The organism is Arenibacter algicola (assembly GCF_018860365.1).
In the GTDB taxonomy this organism is placed as follows: domain Bacteria; phylum Bacteroidota; class Bacteroidia; order Flavobacteriales; family Flavobacteriaceae; genus Arenibacter; species Arenibacter algicola_B.
This window is the reverse complement of record NZ_JAHKPO010000005.1, coordinates 7,813-11,870: the sequence shown is the minus strand read 5'-3', so window position 1 is coordinate 11,870 and position 4,058 is coordinate 7,813. Positions and strand designations below refer to the sequence as shown.

The window sequence follows — 4,058 nt, the reverse complement described above, 5'->3', positions numbered from 1 at the left end:
TCTCCTTTGACGCCCTGGTCGCCTGTGGCTCCGGTCGCACCGGTGTCTCCTTTCTCACCCTGAATACCTTGAGCTCCAGTATCTCCCTTATCTCCGGTAGCACCAGTGGCTCCTGTAGCACCGGTATCACCTTTTTCACCAGTAGCCCCAGTTTCACCTTGGATACCCTGTTCACCAGTGGCTCCTGTTTCTCCTTGTATACCTTGAATTCCTTGAGCTCCAGTTTCACCCTTGTCACCCTTGTCTCCAGTGGCTCCTGTTTCTCCTTTTACACCTTGAATTCCTTGTGCACCAGTAGCACCAGTATTTCCTGTGGCCCCGGTTGCGCCGGTTTCACCTTGAATACCTTGTGCACCAGTATCTCCTTTGTCACCTTTCTCGCCTTGGTCTCCCTTAGCTCCAGTTTCTCCTTGATCACCTTGAATTCCTTGAGCTCCAGTATCTCCTTTGTCACCTTGATCACCCTTTACACCTTGTATACCCTGTTCTCCTGTTGCACCTGTGGCTCCGGTTGCTCCGGTTTCACCTTGTATGCCTTGCTCTCCAGTTGCTCCAGTAGCACCAGTATCACCCTTGTCACCCTTGTCACCTTTGGCTCCGGTCGCACCGGTTTCACCAGTTGCGCCAATTTCACCAGTTTCACCAGTAGCACCAGTTGCTCCAGTATCTCCTTGAATACCTTGAGCTCCGGTTTCACCTTTCTCACCTTGAGCTCCAGTATCACCTTTCTCACCTTGGTCACCCTTATCTCCTTTGTCTCCTTTGACGCCTTGGATTCCTTGCTCTCCAGTATCTCCTTTGTCACCAGTAGCACCAGTTTCTCCTTTTTCACCAGTTGCTCCTGTAGCACCAGTTTCACCTTGAATACCTTGAATTCCCTGAGCTCCAGTATCTCCTTTGACGCCCTGGTCGCCTGTGGCTCCGGTCGCACCGGTGTCACCTTTGTCACCTTGGTCACCTTTTACGCCTTGGATACCCTGTTCTCCAGTTGCACCTGTAGCACCAGTTTCACCTTGAATTCCTTGAATCCCTTGAGCTCCAGTATCTCCCTTGTCACCTTTCTCACCTTGATCACCAGTAGCACCAGTTTCTCCTTTTTCTCCAGTTGCCCCGGTTGCCCCGGTTTCACCTTGTATACCTTGAATTCCTTGAGCTCCAGTATCTCCTTTGACGCCCTGGTCGCCTGTGGCTCCGGTCGCACCGGTGTCTCCTTTGTCACCTTGATCACCCTTTACACCTTGGATTCCTTGTTCTCCAGTATCTCCTTTGTCACCAGTAGCACCAGTTTCTCCTTGTTTACCTTGAGCTCCAGTATCACCCTTATCTCCTTTTTCTCCCTGTTCTCCAGTTGCACCAGTGGCCCCGGTCTCACCTTGGATACCTTGAATCCCTTGAGCTCCGGTATCTCCTTTGACGCCCTGGTCGCCTGTGGCTCCGGTCGCACCGGTGTCTCCATTAGCTCCAGTTTCTCCTTGTATACCTTGAATTCCTTGGGCTCCAGTAGCCCCGGTATCTCCTTGATCACCCTTTGCTCCAGTATCACCTTTGTCTCCTTTTAAACCTTGTATACCTTGGATTCCTTGAGCTCCCGTCGCACCAGTATCGCCCTTGTCGCCTTTGGCACCAGTTGCACCGGTTTCTCCTTGAATACCTTGAATCCCTTGGGATCCAGTGTCTCCTTTTTCTCCTTGGTCACCTTTGGCTCCGGTTTCACCTTGAACACCTTGAATACCTTGTGTACCAGTTGCACCAGTAGCACCAGTTTCTCCTGTAGCTCCAGTTTCACCTTTGGCTCCTGTATCACCTTGGTCTCCTTTTAGACCTTGAATTCCTTGGGCTCCGGTTTCACCTTTGTCTCCTTTATCTCCTTGATCACCTTTTAGACCTTGGATACCCTGTTCTCCGGTAGCACCAGTTGCTCCGGTTGAACCTGTAGCTCCAGTGTCTCCAGTGTCTCCTTTTTCACCTTTTTCACCAGTTGCCCCGGTTGCTCCAGTTTCTCCTTGGATCCCTTGAATACCTTGTGCACCAGTATCGCCCTTGTCACCTTTCTCACCTTGGTCTCCTTTTAGACCTTGAATTCCCTGTTCTCCTGTCGCACCAGTATCACCTTTTTCACCTTGTTCTCCAGTGGCACCAGTTTCACCTGTGGCACCAGTTGCTCCTGTGGCCCCAGTTTCACCTTGTATACCCTGGATTCCTTGAGCTCCAGTATCTCCCTTGTCACCCTTATCTCCGGTAGCACCAGTGGCTCCTGTAGCACCGGTATCTCCTTTTACACCTTGCTCTCCTGTAGTACCGGTATCACCTTTTTCACCAGTTGCCCCGGTCTCACCTTGAATACCCTGGATTCCTTGAGCTCCAGTATCTCCTTTGTCACCTTTCTCGCCTTGGTCACCTTTGGCTCCGGTTTCACCAGTAGCTCCAGTTGAACCTGTAGCTCCGTTGTCTCCTTTTTCTCCCTTATCTCCTTGATCCCCTTTTAGACCTTGAATACCCTGTTCTCCAGTTGCTCCTGTAGCTCCAGTTTCTCCTTGTATACCCTGTTCTCCGGTTTCTCCTTTATCGCCTTTCTCACCTTGGTCTCCTTTTAGACCTTGAATTCCTTGAGCTCCAGTATCTCCCTTGTCACCCTTATCTCCTTTGTATCCTTGGTCACCTTTTAGACCCTGAATTCCTTGCTCTCCTGTAGCTCCAGTTTCTCCTTGGATCCCTTGTGCACCAGTATCTCCCTTATCACCTTTGTCACCCTGTTCACCAGTGGCACCAGTAGCACCGGTTTCACCAGTATCTCCTTTATCACCTTTTAGACCTTGTATACCCTGTTCTCCAGTAGCGCCAGTGGCACCTGTAGCACCGGTATCTCCTTTGACGCCCTGGTCGCCTGTGGCTCCGGTCGCACCCGTGTCTCCCTTATCTCCTTGATCACCCTTTACACCTTGGATACCCTGTTCGCCAGTGGCTCCTGTTTCTCCTTGTATACCTTGAATACCTTGAGCTCCAGTATCTCCCTTATCTCCTTGGTCGCCTTTATCTCCTTGATCACCTTTTAGACCTTGGATACCCTGTTCGCCTGTGGCTCCGGTCACACCGGTGTCTCCCTTAGCCCCAGTTTCACCTTGAATACCTTGAATTCCTTGAGCTCCAGTTTCACCTTGAATACCCTGGATTCCTTGAGCTCCTGTAGCTCCGGTTTCACCTTGTACACCTTGAATTCCTTGGGCACCAGTTTCTCCTTTTTCACCAGTTGCTCCAGTATCACCCTTTTCACCTGTTGCTCCTGTGGCCCCGGTTTCTCCTTGTATACCCTGGATTCCTTGCTCTCCAGTATCACCTTTGTCTCCTTTGTCTCCTTGGTCACCTTTTACGCCTTGGATACCCTGTTCTCCTTTTTCACCTGTAGCACCAGTTTCACCTTGTACACCTTGAATTCCTTGGGCACCAGTTTCTCCCTTGTCACCTTTCTCACCTTGATCACCAGTAGCACCAGTTTCTCCTTTTTCTCCAGTTGCCCCGGTTGCCCCAGTTTCACCTTGGATACCTTGTATACCCTGTTCTCCTGTTGCACCTGTGGCTCCGGTCGCACCGGTTTCACCAGTTGCGCCAATTTCACCAGTTTCACCAGTTGCACCAGTGGCTCCAGTATCTCCCTTGTCACCAGTAGCACCAGTTTCTCCTTGTATACCTTGAGCTCCGGTATCACCCTTGTCACCTTTCTCACCTTGATCACCCTTTACACCTTGGATTCCTTGTTCCCCAGTGGCACCAGTTGCCCCGGTTTCTCCTTGTATACCTTGAATTCCTTGAGCTCCAGTATCTCCTTTGTCACCTTTGTCACCTTGATCACCCTTTACACCTTGGATTCCTTGTTCTCCAGTATCTCCTTTGTCACCAGTAGCACCAGTTTCTCCTTGTATACCTTGAGCTCCAGTATCACCCTTATCTCCTTTTTCTCCCTGTTCTCCAGTTGCACCAGTGGCCCCGGTCTCACCTTGGATACCTTGAATCCCTTGAGCTCCGGTATCTCCTTTGACGCCCTGGTCGCCTGTGGCTCCGGT

At 51.0% G+C, this 4,058-nt stretch carries 1 protein-coding gene; it reads right to left on the bottom strand.

What is annotated here, in order from left to right; all coding sequences use genetic code 11:
• The coding region (locus KO529_RS23595) for a beta strand repeat-containing protein (RefSeq protein ID WP_215947141.1) at window positions 1-4,058 on the bottom strand (4,058 nt) is incomplete at both ends.